The sequence below is a fragment of the Nakamurella sp. UYEF19 genome (assembly GCF_040546275.1).
GTDB lineage: Bacteria > Actinomycetota > Actinomycetes > Mycobacteriales > Nakamurellaceae > Nakamurella.
Genome location: NZ_JBEPNO010000016.1, coordinates 1 through 15172 on the forward strand (window position 1 = coordinate 1; position 15172 = coordinate 15172).

Below are 15172 nucleotides of genomic sequence, written 5' to 3' on the forward strand. Positions count from 1 at the left end.
GCAACGCATGCAGCTGACTGGTACTAATAGGCCGAGGACTTACCACAAAAATGCTACGCGTCCACTGTGCGGTTCTGAAGACACGGAACCGCTGCGCCCTGCCCACAGCCACGGGCAGGGGTGCGCACCGAACATCTTCACAGAGTTACGGCGGTCATAGCGAGAGGGAAACGCCCGGTCCCATTCCGAACCCGGAAGCTAAGCCTTTCAGCGCCGATGGTACTGCACCCGCCAGGGTGTGGGAGAGTAGGTCGCCGCCGGAACACCATTCCCACGAGGGGAGGTTGTGTGCGAAATAGTTCGCACCCAGCCTCCCCTTTTGGCGTCCCCAAAAAATTGGTTTCGGCCACCGCCAGCCTCCGCTGAGCCTCCGGCCAGCCTCAGCGGCTCCGCCCGCGGACATCACCGGGTTACCCGTGATCTCACAGCACGTCATCCGGAACGATGGCGCACACTAGAGGGGCTGGCACGCATGATCGTGGTCCGGATGAAGTACCCGTGCCGCCACCACCGAACGAAGCATGGTGCGGCGAGGCAGCACTGAAGCGACGACAGCACTCAGCACCTCGGCAACACGAAGCTCTTCCAAATACACAGTGACGGAGTAGCACCATGACAAATCCCGATGACCGCGTCAGGCCGAGTCGTACGAACGGCTCGCGCGACGGCCGAACTGATGGTCATGGTGGTGCAGGTGGTGACAGTCCCCGCGAGAAGCGCCATGAGGGGACCGACAACCCCGCCGCTCGACCCGCACGAACCGATCGTCCTGCATATGGCCGCGCTGACGACCGTTCCGGTGATCGGGCCCCTCGCAGAGAGGACCGCCCTCAGTCCGATCGATCAGCCGTCGCTCGGGACCGTCCTTTTGCGGACCGCAAGCCGGTGCGCGATGATCGGGCGGCATCTGATCGCCCTCGCGCCTGGGCAGATCGTGGAACAAGCCGTCCCCGGACCGGCGCGACCGGTTCGACCACAGATGGTTCCGAACGAGGTAGCTTGGGTGCGCGGGACGAGAACCGGTCCGCACAGGAGCGTTCAGGATTTGACCGTCGTGATCGTCCTGATGCAGATCGGGCTGGGCGTCGTCGCCAGACCGCAGATGATCGCATTTTTGGGAGCCGCCCCTCACCGGACAACGATCGACCGGCTCGCGACAACGATCGGCGACCCTCTCGTGACGGCGATCGTCCCAGCTACGGTTCCAGTCGGGCTCGTGACGGCGACCGTCCCGGTTACGGAGCGCGGCCCGCTCGCGAGGCGGATCGGCCCGCTCGCGATGGCGACCGTCCCAGCTACAGTGCGCGGCCCGCTCGCGATGCGGACCGTCCGACCTACAGCAACCGGCCGCCTCGCGAGGCGGATCGGCCGGCCCGCGATGGCGACCGTCCCAGCTACGGTGCGCGGCCCGCCCGTGACGGTGACCGCCCGAGTTACGGTGCGCGGCCCGCTCGCGATGCGGATCGGCCCGCTCGCGATGGCGACCGTCCCAGCTACGGTGCGCGGCCCGCCCGCGATGCGGACCGTCCGACCTACAGCAAGCGGCCGCCTCGCGAGGCGGATCGGCCGGCCCGCGATGGCGACCGTCCCAGCTACGGTGCGCGGCCCGCCCGCGATGCGGACCGTCCGACTTACAGCAACCGGCCGCCTCGCGAGGCGGATCGGCCGGCCCGCGATGGCGACCGTCCCAGCTACGGTGCCCGACCCGCCCGCGAGGGCGACCGCCCCGCAGCCTTCGGTGATCGCCGCCCTCAGCGAGACAGCGACCGCCCCAACTACGGGCGCCCGCCGCGTGAGGGAGATCGGCCGTCGTACGGCCGGCCCGCTGGTGATCGCCGCCCTCAGCGAGACAGCGACCGCCCCAACTACGGGCGCCCGCCGCGTGAGGGAGATCGGCCGTCGTACGGCCGGCCCGCTTCCGAGCGGACCGGGGGTGAGCGGACCGGGGGTGATCGCGCGGACCGCACTGAGGGACGCAGCAGTCGTCCGGCATACAACCGCGATCCGCAGCCGCGGGATCGAAACGAGCACCGATCCGGGGAGAGCACCCGCCCCGTGCGCCCGGTGACCGACTTCGGTAGTGACCAGAGCAAGAGTTTCGCCGCCGATGCACGCTCGTGGGCCGCACGCCCCGAGCCGGACCGATCCGAGCGTTCCGATCGTCGGGCTTCTAGTCGGGATGATTCGTCCCCGGCTCCGCGTCGTGAAGGTGGCCCTTCCGGCCCACCTCGTGACGATCGGCAGTCGGCCAGAGACGTGGCCGCGGCTCGTCCGTGGCAGGACCGTTCAACTCCTGATCGCTCGACTCCTGATCGCTCGACTTCGGATCGGCTGCGTTCGGATCGGCCAAGTTCGGATCGGCCAAATTCAGATCGGCCGCGAGGTGACCGGCCCTACTCCGACCGCGCGAATGTGGACCGGTCGAACGCGCTTAGCGCGAGTCGTCCTCGTCCGGAGGCCGACCGACCGTCTTGGCGGGACAGGCCCGCGACTGATCGTCGGCCCTCGACCGGTTTCGACCGGGCCACGCGGCCGGCGTCCGGTTTCGACCGCGGTTCTCGTCCGGAATCCGACGCTCCTCGATTCGAGCGGCGCGAGCCGGACCGCGGATCGCGTGTTCGCGAGGAGGAAATCGGTGAACGCTGGCCGGACATCCCGGAGTGGGCCGATGCCCGTGAGCTGGACCCCGAAGTGCGCCGAGATCTCCGTGGACTGAGCAAGGAAGGCGCCGAGTTCGTCGGCGCGCACCTATTCATGGCCGGCATGCTCGCCGAGGAGGACCCGGCCTCGGCATGGCGTCACGCACGAGCGGCCAGGTCCAAGGGCGGACGGATCGCCGTCGTCCGGGAGACGGTTGGCCTGGTTGCCTACCGTGCCGGCGAATGGGCCGAGGCGATCGCCGAGCTGCGCGCCGCTCGTCGGATGAGCGGTGGCCCCGGGCAGTTGCCCGTGATGGCGGACTGCGAGCGCGCTCTCGGTCACCCGGAGAAGGCGATCGAGATGTCGAGGTCCGCCGAAGCTGCCGAGCTCGATCCCAGTTCTGCCGCTGAGTTGCGGATCGTCGTCGCCGGCGCGCGCGCCGATCTGGGCCAGCTCGATGCCGCGTTGGCCCACCTGGAAGCGGCAGTGCGGTCGGAAGTCGTCGAGCCGTACAGCGCGCGGCTGTTCTATGCCTACGCCGACCTGCTCCTGCAGGCCGACCGTAGAGCGGAGGCCGTCGACTTCTTCATGAAGGCTGCGGAGGCGGACGCCGACGAGGAGACCGATGCCGGCGACCGTCTGACGGAACTGGCCGGCGGAGAAGTCGGCGCGACCGATGCCGAGATCGTCGAGCTGGACGGCGAGTTCACCGATGGAGACGACGTCGCCGGCAGGTACTCCGACGAGACGGATCCGCTCACCGAGGAAGTCACGGACACCCTGGAAGTCACGCTCGAAGACGAACGGGACGACGTGGACGAGGGGTCCGCGGGTGGTGTCGACCAGGGGTCCGACTACTCGCTCAACGACATGGATCTCGACGACGATCAGGCGCATGCAATCGTGAACGCCCCGGCCGAGGTCGACGCCCCGGCCGACGTCGACGCCCCGGCCGAGGTCGAGGTCGGGACCGAAGAGAGCTCGGCCGACGAGAGCTCGGCCGACGAGAGCTCGGCCGACGAGAGCTCGGCCGAGGAATCAGGGGCGACCCAGCTGGATGACGTCCTCAGCGAGCCGACACCGGCCCGTCCGGCGACACCGCCGTCATCGATGAGCTCGCTGTTCAGTCACAACGAGGGGGGCCTGTGACGGTGCTGGTGGAGGAGTCGGACGCGCTCCTGCTGGATCTGGACGGCACGGTGTACCTCGGTGGCCAGGTCATCCCGCACGTGGTTCCGACCCTGATCGAGGCCGCGCGGCGCGGGGCCAGGCCGATGTTCGTCACGAACAACGCTTCGCGCCCACCGGCCGAGGTCGCCGCTGCGCTCAACGAGATGGGCGTAGCTGCAAATGAAGTCGACGTGCTGACCTCTCCGGAGGCGGCTGCCACCATGCTTGCGCAGACCCACCCGGCCGGATCGCCGGTGCTCATCGTGGGTGCCAAGGCGCTCTCCGATGCGGTGGCGAACGTCGGGCTCGTACCCGTCCGACTGGTCACCGACAATCCGGTCGCGGTGGTGCAGGGACATTCACCCGACACCGGTTGGCGCGATCTCGCCGAGGCGTGCATCGCAATCCGATCCGGCGTCGACTGGGTGGCCAGCAACACCGACACCACGCTGCCGACCGACCGGGGACTGCTGCCCGGCAACGGTGCGATGGTTCACGCGCTGATGGCCGCGACCGATAGGACGCCGAGGGTTGCTGGCAAGCCGAACCGGCCGCTCTTGGACGAGGCCGTCCGCCGGGCGGCGGCGACGAGTCCGTTGGTGGTTGGCGACCGTCTCGACACGGACATCGAAGCCGCCGTGTTGGCCGACATGCCGAGTCTGTTCGTGCTCACCGGGGTTTCGACCCCGGCCGACCTGTTGGCGGCGCCGCCTGCGCGCCGGCCGACGTACGTCGCGTTCGACCTTCGCGGGCTGGTGGACAGCACCAGGGTGGCGAAGATTCCGGCGTCCGATGTAGGGGCCGACCGGTCGGCGGCGGCCAGTGCGTGGACCGTGGAAGCCTCGGACTCCGTCCTTCTGCTGCATGCGGTCGATGCGGCCGCAACGAAGCGGGACGACGGCGTCGATCTGGCTGCCCTTGCCCTGCTCGCTGCGCTGGCCTGGTCCACCGGCACAACCGACGTACGAGGTTCTGACGCCACGGCCGCCGCAGTTCTGGAACGATTCGGCTTCCCGACGGCAGCGTGATTCGACCCGGCCGGGCGCTGGTCTAGCGTGGTGTGAGGGCCGGTGATCGAACGCGCTGCACCCTACCGCCTGCCGGGATTGCCTTTCCGCAGGTTGCAACTGTGAACGAGAGCATGAGGAGAGCGATGGATCCGCGGAACGCCCCGCCCAGCGGATCGGGACTCCCGTCGCCGTCAGCCAACCCGTCGCCGATGCCGGTCCGTGCTCCCACCGCAGCCGTGACTGCTGAGGTCGCGGCACCGACCCCGGCCGAGATCGACGCCGAGTTGGCACGACTGGTGGATCTGCCACTCGCCGGGCACGTCGAGGTCTTCGCCGCGATCCATCATCGGCTGACGACCTCGCTCGCCGTGACCGGACAGGCCGGCCACAGCGACAACTCCCAGCCGGGCCATCAGCAGCAGCGTCCCGGCCAACCTCGGCCGGGCGACCAGCTTCCCGGCCAACCGCGGCCTGGGGACCAGCTTCCCGGCCAACAGCATCGTCCAGGTGAGCTGCGGCCAGACCAGAATCGTCCGTTCCAGGACCGGAGCCGCTGACGTGCGTCGCTCGCGTCTGGATGCCGAACTGGTACGACGGGGGCTGGCCAGATCCAGGGAGCAGGCGGCCGAGCTGATCAGATCGGGGCGGGTGCTCGTGTCCGGTCAGGCCGCCACCAAGGCGGCGACCGCCGTCGATCCGGCAGCGCCGCTGCACGTCACACCCGACGTGGCCGACGAGAACTGGGCCTCCCGCGGTGCACACAAGCTCATCGGTGCGCTGGACGCGTTCCCGGAGGTCGTCGTGGAAGGGCGCCGTTGCCTGGACGCCGGCGCCTCGACCGGTGGATTCACCGACGTGCTGCTGCGCCGGGGCGCCGCGCAGGTGGTGGCCGTCGACGTCGGGTACGGCCAGCTGATCTGGCGGCTGCAGAACGACGAGCGGGTCGACATCTTCGACCGGACGAACGTCAGGACATTGACCCCCGAGCTCATCGGTGGCCCGGCCGGGTTGATCGTCACCGACCTGTCGTTCATCTCGCTGTCCCTGGTGCTGCCGGCACTGACGGCCTGCGCCGGGGTCGGCGCCGACTTGGTCCCGATGGTGAAACCGCAGTTCGAGGTCGGCAAGGAACGGCTCGGGGCCGGCGGAGTGGTGCGGGATCCGGCACACCGCGCAGCTGCGGTAGCCGAGGTGGCCGCGGCCGCCGGACGACTGGGCTGGGGAGTGGCCGGCGTGGTCGCCTCGCCACTGCCGGGTCCCAGCGGCAACGTGGAATTCTTCGCCCACCTTCGCGCGAACGCACCGGTCGACGAGGACCGCACCGCTGCACTGATCCGAATCGCCATCGAGGAAGGCCCGTCATGACCGACCGCCGTGTTCTGCTCGTCGCGCACACCGGGCGTGCCGACATGTATGTCACCGCAACGCATGTGCAGAAGGTGCTGGAGGCTGCGTCGATCGAACTGCTGGCGTTGCCCGGCGAGGGAAGAGAACTCGACCTCACCATGCTCGACGAGAGCGTGGCGAACGGCGGCACGCAGGAGTCGCCGGTGGAACTGGTCCTTGCGCTCGGTGGTGACGGCACCCTGCTGCGAGCGGCCGAGGTCGCGCGTCCGCTGCGCACTCCGGTGATCGCGATCAACCTCGGCCGGGTCGGGTTTCTCGCCGAGGCCGAGGCGGACCATCTGGACGACGTGCTGACCCTCATCATCGACCGGAACTACACGCTCTCCCGGCGGATGACGGTCGACGTGGTGATCGAGCACGAGGGACAGGTCATCGACACCTGCTGGGCGCTCAACGAGATCAGTGTCGAGAAGACAACCAGGGAACGCATTCTCGACGTCGTCATCGAGGTGGACGGGAAAGGCGTGTCGGCGTTCGGCTGCGACGGCGTGCTGTGCGCCACCCCGACCGGGTCCACCGCCTACGCGTTCTCGGCCGGCGGTCCGATCATGTGGCCGGACGTCGAGGCGCTGCTGGTGGTGCCCTCGAATGCCCATGCCCTCTTCGCGCGGCCGATGGTGGTGTCGCCGCAGTCGACCGTCTCGATGCACATCGACCCGTCCGGTCACGACGCGATCGTCACGTGTGACGGCCGGCGTACCCACGAGGTGCCTCGCGGTAGCAAGGTGCACGTGCGACGCGGAGTCCACCCGGTCACGATGATCAAGCTGGGGGACCAGTCCTTCACCGACCGCCTGGTCGCCAAGTTCTCCCTGCCCGTGCACGGCTGGCGCGGCCGCAGTCACTGACCGGCGAAAGGGCGGGAACGACGGCGCCCTCGCGATACGGCGCCGACGGGCTCGGGCTAGCGCAGAAGGGTGTGGGCTAGCGCAGACGGGCGTGGGCTAGCGCGCATACAGGACTGCCCGAAATCAGGTGAAATCCGCGATTTTGGGCAGAAACGTATGCGCCGGGCCTTTCTGTATGCGCAGGGGGCGGGCAGGGGCGGGGGGAACACGCGTTCGACACGGGGGAGTGGTGGGGGCCGTTGGTCGGTGCGGTCCGATAGCGTGAAGTCGTGCTCACCGAACTCCACATCAGCGGCCTCGGAGTGATCCAGGACGCTGTGATCGAGCCTCATCCGGGGCTGACGGTGGTGACGGGCGAGACCGGCGCCGGCAAGACCATGGTGGTCACCGCGCTCGGTCTGCTGACCGGAGGTCGGGGTGACGCGGGTCGGGTCCGGACGGGGGCCGACCGGGCCGTGGTGGAAGCAAGGATCGCTGGTCCGCTGGCCGCGGGGCCGCTCCGGGTGCTGGACGCGGTCGGCGGCACGGCCGACGAGGACGGCTCGGTGATCCTGGTCCGATCGGTCGGGGCGGATGGTCGTTCGCGGGCGCACATCGGTGGCCGCTCGGCCCCGCTGTCGACCCTGTCCGAGATCACCGATCCGCTGATCGTCGTGCACGGCCAGTCCGAGGCGATCAGCCTACTGCGGGGCCCGGCCCAACGCGCGGTGCTGGATCGGTTCGCCGGTTCCGACCGCGACCTGACCGCCTACCGCGCCGCTCGTTCCCAGTGGCAGGCGGCGGTGGCCGATCTCGCGGATCGGACGTCCAACGCGCGTGAACGGGCCCAGCGGGAGCAGATGCTGCGGCTCGGCCTGGACGAGATCGACAAGATCGACCCCAAGCCTGCCGAGGACGTCGAGCTGATCGCCGAGGTCCGCCGGCTGGAGAACGCCGATGCGCTGCGGGCCGGCGCCCAGGCCGCTCTGGACGCGCTGACCGGCGAGGCGATGCCGGACGGCGCGAACGCCGTCAGCCTGATCCAGGGGGCTCGGAAGGTGCTCGAGTCCGCCGGCGACGAACGGCTGGAAACCCTTGCTGCGCAACTGCATGCGGTGTCCGCGGTGCTGGTGGACAGTGCGTCGGACCTGACCGGATTCCTCGGGGAGCTCGATGCCGACCCCGAACGGATGGAGAGCCTGCTGTCGCGGCAGTCAGTCCTCCGCGGTCTGACCAGGAGGTACGGCGCGGATGTCGACGCCGTCCTCGAGTGGCGCGGGCAGGCGCAGGCGGAGCTGCAGAGCCTCGACTCCTCCGACGAGGCGCTGACCCAGCTGCGTGATCGGGTCGGGTCGTTGGCCGAGGTGGTCGCGGGCGCGGCCACGGCGCTGACCCGACGGCGCCGGACCGCCGCGAAGAAGCTGGGCGAGGAGGCCACGCAGGAACTCGTCCACCTGGCGATGGGCCGCGCGACGCTCCTGGTCAACGTCACCCATCGGCCTGCCGAGGCGGAGGCCGCCGACGCCGTTCGCATCGGCAAGTCCTGGGTGGTGGCGGGCGCGGACGGTGTCGACCACGTCGAGTTCGCGATGGTGGCGCACCACGGCGCCCCGGAACTGCCGATCGCCAAGGGTGCGTCGGGCGGTGAGCTGTCCAGGGTGATGCTCGCTCTCGAAGTGGTGCTCGCCGCATCGGACCCGGTGGCCACCATGGTCTTCGACGAAGTGGACGCCGGGGTCGGTGGCCGTGCGGCGACCGAGATCGGCCGGCGGCTCGCCATGCTCGCCCGCGACCACCAGGTCATCGTGGTCACCCACCTCGCGCAGGTCGCGGCCTTTGCCGACCGCCACTACCTGGTCGACGCCGGGCCTGGTGATGCGGTGGGGTCGTCGGCCGTCCGGGAGGTCTCCGGAACGCAGCGCGAACTCGAGTTGGCCAGGATGCTCGGTGGCACCGACGGGGTCACCGCACGGGCCCATGCCGCCGACCTGCTGACGGCCGCCGTCGCAAAGCGCAAGCGCAGCAAGACGTCGACCTCCCGCACCTGACACCCTCTGGCAGCGATCGATCCGTTCCCGCAGAGCGATCGGGCCTTCTCCTGCAGAGCGACCGAGCTCTGTCCTGCGGAAAGATCAAGCCCTCTCGTGCCGAAAATCTCGACGCGCCTCCCGCGTTTTGCGTAGCGAGGCTGTCACCATCGGCTCATGAAACTCTTGTCACGCCAGTCACGCGCGTTGCCAGGAGTCACAGGCGTCGCACGGGTGTCGCGACGCAGTGACACCTTGCTGAGCAAGTTGAGCGACGGCGACATCGCCGTCATCGACCACATCGACATCGACCGGGCGACTGCTGACGCCCTGGTCCGGTCCGGGGTCTCCGCGGTGGTCAACTGCGCGCCGTCGATCTCCGGGCGCTACCCCAACCTCGGCCCGGAGATCCTCGTCGCCTCCGGCGTGATCCTCATCGACGACGTCGGGGAGAAGATCTTCACCCGTCTCAAGGACGGCGCGAAGATCCGCCTCGACGGAGCTGCGGTGTACCTGGGTGAGGAACTGGTCGCCGAGGGCGTCGAGCAGACTCCCGAGTCGGTGGCCGATCTGCTGATCGAGGCCAAGGCCGGCATGTCCGCCCAGCTCGAGGCGTTCGCGGCCAACGCCATCGAGTACATGAAGCGCGAGCGCTCATTGCTGCTGGACGGCGTTGGCATCCCGGAGATCGCGACCAAGATGGCCGGTCGTCAGGTGCTGATCGTCGCGGCAGGGGCCGAGACCAAGGCAGAACTCAAGTCGCTGAAGAAGTACATCGCCGACTACCACCCCGTACTCGTCGGCGTCGACGGGGGCGCCGACGCACTTCGTGAGGCCGGCTACAAGCCGAACCTGATCATCGGCAACCCGGAGGAGGTCGGTCCCGACACCCTGCGCGGCGGTGCGGAGGTCGTCATCCCGGCAGACATCGACGGGCACGCACCGGGTCTGGAACGACTGCAGGATCTCGGCCTCGGCGCCGTGACCTTCCCGGCTACCGGGACCACCGAGGATCTCGCCCTGTTGCTGGCCGATGCACGCGAGGCCAGCCTGATCGTGACGGTCGGCATGCACACCACCCTGACCGATCTGCTGGACCACAAGGGCGGTGCCGCGTCGACCTTCCTGGTCCGGATGCGGGTGGCCAACAAGATCGTCGAGGCGCCCGCCGTCGCGCGGCTCTACAAGGCGCGCATCTCCTGGTGGTTGGTGGCGCTGCTGATGATCGTGGCGATCGCCGCCATCATCGGGGCCCTACTGGTCTCCGACGTCTCGCACACCTACGTCGATCTCGCCCGGCAGTGGTGGAACGACTTCGCCAACTGGGTCAAGGGGCTCTTCTGATGATCTCCATGCGATATCACATCGTCTCGCTGGCCGCGATCTTCCTGGCGCTCGCCCTGGGCATCGTCCTGGGTGCCACCAAGATCTCATCGCCCATCCTGGCCGGGCTGCAGACGGACAAGACCGACCTCTCCAGCCAGAACGAAACGCTGACCAGCAACAACACCTCGCTGGGCGCCAGGGTCTCCTCCGACGACAAGTTCGCGTCTTCGGTCGGAGCACTGGCCGTTCGCGGCACCCTGCCGAACGCCACCGTCGTGCTGATCACCACGGCCGACTCCGACCCGGGTGCCCGCGATGCCCTGCTGTCCCTGCTGGCCCGCGCCGGCGCGAAGGTGACCGCGCAGATCCAGCTGACCGCCGACTTCACCGATCCGAGCCACGCCGACGACCTGCGCACGCTGTCCGCGCGCATGCTGCCGACCGGCGCGAAGCTGCCGGCCGTCTCCCAGGTGGGTGCGGTGGCCGGCGGGCTGCTCGCCTCCGTCCTGCTGACCGACAAGACCGGCAAGACCACCACCAAGGCCGACCAGGCCACGGCGGCATTGTCCGCGTTCGCCAGCGGCGGGTTCCTGCAGGCGTCCGGCACGGTGGTGCCCGGCCGTCTGGTCGTCATCCTCACCGGCGGCGCTCTCACCGGCGGCTCCGAGGCGGACCGCGCCGCCGCCATCGCTGACCTGGCCGCTCAGCTCAAGCAGTCCGCGGGCGGTGTCATCGTCGCCGGCAGCTCGGGGTCCGACGGGACCACCGGCAGCGTGGGCGTGATCAGGGGCAACACCGCCAGCTCTGCCGTGGTCAGCACCGTCGACAACGTCGACACGCCCTCCGGCCAGCTCGCCACCGTGCTCGGCCTGGTCGAGCAGAACGGTGGGGGAGTCGGACGATACGGCTTCGCCGCCAGCGCCCAGGCGCAGATTCCCACCCTCGGCGTCGGCTGAGACTCGCTTCGCCAGACGGACTACGGCCCGGCTTCTCCTCGCGCGACGGGGAGGAGCCGGGCCGCTGCCGTTGCCGCGCTGATCATCCGGGCCGCGCGCTTATCATCTTCGTCGGCGCTCATGATCGGGTCGATTCGCGTCCCACCGGTCCCAAAACCGCGACGTTCATGAGCGCGGGCCGTCGCGGACGCCTCGGCCCGACTCGCCCGGGAAACGGCGCCGGGGTGTTAGGGTCAAATTCCGTGGAGTGATGGTCAAAAGACCGGTCACCTGCATCGAGAATGCCTCAGGCCTTCGAGCACACGGGAGTCGTCTTGCCGGTATCGGTACACATCACCAAGCACATCTTCGTCACCGGCGGAGTCGCATCCTCCCTGGGCAAAGGTCTGACGGCGTCCAGCCTCGGCCGGCTGCTCACCTCCCGCGGTCTGCGGGTCACCATGCAGAAGCTGGATCCCTACCTCAACGTCGACCCCGGCACCATGAACCCCTTCCAGCACGGCGAGGTCTTCGTCACCGAGGACGGCACCGAGGCCGACCTGGACATCGGCCACTACGAGCGGTTCCTGGACCGCGACCTGTCCGCCGACGCCAACGTCACCACCGGCAAGGTCTACTCCCGCGTCATCGCCCGGGAACGCCGCGGTGAGTACCTCGGCGACACCGTCCAGGTCATCCCGCACATCACCAACGAGATCAAGGACCGGATCACGGCGATGGCCGAGCCGGGTCCTGATGGGAACAGCCCGGACGTCGTGATCACCGAGATCGGTGGCACCGTCGGCGATATCGAGTCCCTGCCGTTCCTCGAGGCGGCCCGCCAGGTCCGTCACGACCTGGGCCGTGACAACGTCTTCTTCCTGCACGTCTCGCTGATCCCGTACCTCGCGCCGTCGGGCGAGCTCAAGACCAAGCCGACCCAGCACTCGGTCGCCGCGCTGCGCAACATCGGTATCCAGCCCGACGCGCTGGTCTGCCGTGCCGACCGTGACATCCCGGAAGGTCTCAAGCGCAAGATCTCGCTGATGTGCGACGTCGACGCCGAGGCCGTCATCGCCTGCCCCGATGCGCCGTCGATCTACGACATCCCGAAGGTGCTGCACACCGAGGGCCTCGACGCCTACGTCGTCCGGCGGCTGGGCCTGTCGTTCAAGGACGTCGACTGGACGCTCTGGGGCCAGCTCCTCGAGCGCGTGCACCACCCGTCCGAGACCGTCCGGATCGCGTTGGTGGGCAAGTACATCGACCTCCCGGACGCCTACCTTTCGGTGACCGAGGCGCTGCGCGCGGGTGGGTTCGGCAACGACGCCCGGGTGGAGATCGTCTGGGTCGCCTCCGACGACTGCGGCACGCCGGCCGGTGCCGCCGCGGCGCTCGGGGACGTGCAGGGGGTGCTGATCCCCGGTGGTTTCGGCGTCCGCGGCATCGAGGGGAAGCTCGGCGCGATCCAGTACGCCCGGACCAACAAGGTCCCACTCCTGGGACTGTGCCTCGGCCTGCAGTGCATCGTGATCGAGGTGGCCCGCAACCTGGCGGGTCTCGGCGGGGCCAACTCGGCCGAGTTCGACGCGAACGCCGCCGATCCGGTGATCGCGACGATGGCGGACCAGACCGATGTGGTCTCCGGGGTCAGGGACATGGGCGGCACCATGCGCCTGGGTTCGTACCCGGCGCGGCTCGCCGAGGGCAGCCTGGTCGCAGAGATCTATGGAGCAACGTCGGTCACCGAACGGCATCGTCATCGCTACGAGGTCAACAACGCCTACCGCGACCGTCTGGAGGCTGCCGGTCTGCACCTGTCCGGGACGTCGCCGGACTCGTCGCTGGTGGAGTTCGTCGAGCTCGACCGCTCCCAGCACCCGTACCTGGTCGCGACCCAGGCGCACCCGGAGTTCAAGTCGCGTCCGACGCGGCCGCACCCGCTGTTCTCGTCGTTCGTCAGGGCGGCCCTCGACTACCTGGAATCCGAGCGACTGCCGCTCTCCTCGCGCGACGAAGCCGATGCCACTGCGGCGGTCGGGACCGACATCGATGTGCTGGAAATGCCCGAACCCGCGGTCGCCCGGTGACCGATCCGGAGATCTTCTCCGTCATCGACAGCGAGGTGGCCTTCCGTGGACGCATCGCCACCGTCCGGATCGACACCCTGACGATGCCCGGCGGCGGTACCGCCAAGCGTGAGGTGGTCGGGCACGATCGCGCGGTCGCCGTGGTGGCCGTCGACGACGCGGGTCGGGTGGTGATGATCGAGCAGTTCCGCCATCCGATGCGCCGCCGGCTGTGGGAGCTGCCCGCCGGACTGATGGACATCGACGGGGAGTCGGCCCAACCCGCCGCGGCCCGGGAACTGGCCGAGGAAACGGGGATCGAGGCCACCGACTGGTCGGTCCTGCTCGACGTCGCCACCTCACCCGGGTTCACCGACGAGGTGGTCCGGGTCTTCCTGGCCACCGGGCTGACCGACATCGGCCGGCAGGGCGCCATCGAGCACGAGGAGGCCGACCTGAAGATCTCCCGGGTGGCGCTGGCCGATGCCGTGCGCGCCGCCCTCGCCGGGGACATCGTCAATGCCTCCGCCGTGGCCGGCCTGCTGGCCGCCTCCATCGTGCTGGGGATCGCTCCGTCTGGTGGTCCCGGCGTCCTGCGTCCGGCGGACGCGGACTGGACCTCTGGCGCCGGCGTCGTGCACACCGGTCCCGGGGTGCCGGACGCGCCGGTGCTGCGCCACGGTGGCTGATTCCGGCGTTGTCGACCAGACCGCCACCGACGAGCGGGCCGTTCCTTCACCCGCGCTGACGTCCGCCCTACGCGGATATCTGGACCACCTGGCCGTCGAGCGTGGTGTGGCTCGCAACACCCTGCTGGCCTACCGCCGGGACCTCGAGCGCTACCTGTCCTACTGCGCCCAGCAGGGCATCCTGGCCGTGTCCGACATACGGGCGACCGATGTGAGCGGATACCTGGTGTCGCTGCGCGAGGGCTGGCTCGGGCATCCCGCACTGGCCCCGTCGTCCGCGGCCCGGGCGGTGGTGGCCGTCCGCGGGTGGCACCGTTTCCTGCTCGCCGAATCGGCGACCACCGTCGATCCCTCCGGTGACGTCCATCCGCCCGCGGCAGGCCGGCGCCTACCCAAGGCGCTGCCGGTCGAGCTGATCACGGCGATCCTGGAATCGGCGTCGGGCGATGATCCGCGTTCGCTGCGGGACCGGGCGCTGCTGGAGTTCCTCTACGCCACCGGAGCGCGGATCAGCGAGGCGGTGGGACTGGTCGTCGATGACGTGGCCGACCTGTCCTCCCACCCGGTGGTTCGCCTGCGCGGCAAGGGATCCAAGGAGCGGATGGTCCCGGTCGGCTCGTTCGCCTCCGTGGCGATCTCCGCCTATCTGGTCCGCGGTCGGCCGGCCCTCGCAGCGGCCGGCAAGGGAGATCATGCGGTGTTCCTCAACGTCCGCGGCGGCCGGCTGTCCCGCCAGTCGGCGTGGCAGGTGCTCCGCGATGCGGCGGAGAAATCCGGTGTCTCCGCCGAGCGCGGGCCGGTGTCGCCGCACACCCTCCGCCACTCGTTCGCAACCCACCTGCTGGAGGGCGGTGCGGACGTCCGGTCGGTGCAGGAACTGCTCGGCCATGCATCGGTGACGACCACGCAGATCTACACGCTGGTGACGGTCGACGCGCTGCGCGAGGTGTACGCGATGGCCCACCCGCGGGCTCGCTGATCTGCTTGTCCGCGCTGCAGTTCTCGTGTCATCCTCCAGGCCTTGATCGGCGCCGGACACTGGTCGGGAACGAAGCGGGTCGGCCCTCCACCG

General features: G+C 69.4%; 11 protein-coding genes and 1 rRNA gene. All 12 read left to right on the forward strand.

Translation table 11 applies throughout. The annotated features are described in order from the left end of the window. The first annotated feature begins 146 nt into the window (after window positions 1–146). A 5S ribosomal RNA gene (gene rrf, locus ABIB25_RS19440) occupies window positions 147–263 on the forward strand. A gap of 2428 nt (window positions 264–2691) precedes the next feature. After that, a complete protein-coding gene (locus ABIB25_RS19445; protein WP_354530170.1) occupies window positions 2692–3789 on the forward strand; it encodes a tetratricopeptide repeat protein in 1098 nt (365 codons plus the stop codon). Beyond that, complete coding sequence (locus tag ABIB25_RS19450) at window positions 3786–4838, forward strand: HAD-IIA family hydrolase (protein WP_354530171.1); 1053 nt, start codon at window positions 3786–3788, stop codon at window positions 4836–4838. The genes ABIB25_RS19445 and ABIB25_RS19450 overlap by 4 nt, the downstream gene beginning before the upstream one ends. A gap of 125 nt (window positions 4839–4963) precedes the next feature. Then, window positions 4964–5377 carry a hypothetical protein gene (locus ABIB25_RS19455; RefSeq protein ID WP_354530172.1) on the forward strand — a complete coding sequence of 138 codons (414 nt, stop codon included), beginning with the start codon at window positions 4964–4966 and terminating at the stop codon, window positions 5375–5377. Between the two features lies 1 nt (window position 5378). After that, window positions 5379–6185, forward strand: coding sequence for a TlyA family RNA methyltransferase (locus tag ABIB25_RS19460; RefSeq protein WP_354530173.1), 807 nt, complete (start codon window positions 5379–5381; stop codon window positions 6183–6185). Continuing rightward, entirely contained in the window at window positions 6182–7075 is an 894-nt protein-coding gene (locus ABIB25_RS19465; RefSeq protein ID WP_354530174.1) for an NAD kinase, read from the forward strand. Before ABIB25_RS19460 ends, ABIB25_RS19465 begins: the two co-directional genes overlap by 4 nt. A gap of 269 nt (window positions 7076–7344) precedes the next feature. Beyond that, a complete protein-coding gene (gene recN / locus ABIB25_RS19470) occupies window positions 7345–9102 on the forward strand; it encodes a DNA repair protein RecN (protein ID WP_354530175.1) in 1758 nt (585 codons plus the stop codon). Between the two features lie 156 nt (window positions 9103–9258). Next, window positions 9259–10425: a putative cytokinetic ring protein SteA gene (gene steA, locus ABIB25_RS19475; protein ID WP_354530176.1), complete on the forward strand. Its 1167-nt coding sequence runs from the start codon at window positions 9259–9261 to the stop codon at window positions 10423–10425. Further along, a complete protein-coding gene (locus ABIB25_RS19480) occupies window positions 10425–11363 on the forward strand; it encodes a copper transporter (RefSeq protein ID WP_354530177.1) in 939 nt (312 codons plus the stop codon). The genes steA and ABIB25_RS19480 overlap by 1 nt, the downstream gene beginning before the upstream one ends. 281 nt (window positions 11364–11644) lie before the next feature. Continuing rightward, window positions 11645–13432, forward strand: coding sequence for a CTP synthase (gene pyrG / locus ABIB25_RS19485; protein WP_354530178.1), 1788 nt, complete (start codon window positions 11645–11647; stop codon window positions 13430–13432). Further along, window positions 13429–14100, forward strand: a complete 672-nt coding sequence (locus ABIB25_RS19490; protein ID WP_502919857.1) for an NUDIX domain-containing protein — start codon at window positions 13429–13431, stop codon at window positions 14098–14100. Before pyrG ends, ABIB25_RS19490 begins: the two co-directional genes overlap by 4 nt. Before the next feature lie 55 nt (window positions 14101–14155). After that, complete coding sequence (locus ABIB25_RS19495) at window positions 14156–15079, forward strand: site-specific tyrosine recombinase XerD (protein ID WP_354530264.1); 924 nt, start codon at window positions 14156–14158, stop codon at window positions 15077–15079. Window positions 15080–15172: the final 93 nt, after the last annotated feature.